The sequence below is a fragment of the Bacillus sp. AFS001701 genome, from assembly GCF_002559405.1.
In the GTDB taxonomy this organism is placed as follows: Bacteria; Bacillota; Bacilli; order Bacillales; family Bacillaceae_G; genus Gottfriedia.
This window is the reverse complement of record NZ_NTZO01000532.1, coordinates 1-291: the sequence shown is the minus strand read 5'-3', so window position 1 is coordinate 291 and position 291 is coordinate 1. Positions and strand designations below refer to the sequence as shown.

1 protein-coding gene is annotated in these 291 nt (G+C 26.1%); it reads left to right on the top strand.

The window, feature by feature from the left end:
- Window positions 1-93: 93 nt before the first annotated feature.
- Window positions 94-291: hypothetical protein (locus CN514_RS26240; RefSeq protein WP_217993955.1), on the top strand; the 198-nt coding region annotated here is incomplete at its 3' end.

Below are 291 nucleotides of genomic sequence, written 5' to 3'. Positions count from 1 at the left end.
AATGGCAGGATAGATGAATAAGGAATAATAAAATATGTTACTATTATGAAGTAATTAAAGTTCTAATTTAAAAGTTCGAGAGAGGTTGTTTTAGTGAAAAAAGCTTTTTATTTAATTTATTTATTACCGATTCCTTTTTTTACCACATGGTTTGACTTAAACAGAGTACCGTATACATCTTATTTTTTATTATTTGCAACTCTTATTATGGCGTTATTGCTAGTTCGATTAAGAATGAGTCGCATTTTTATAGTAAATGCACTAGTGCTTTTATTATCTATTATTTTAGTG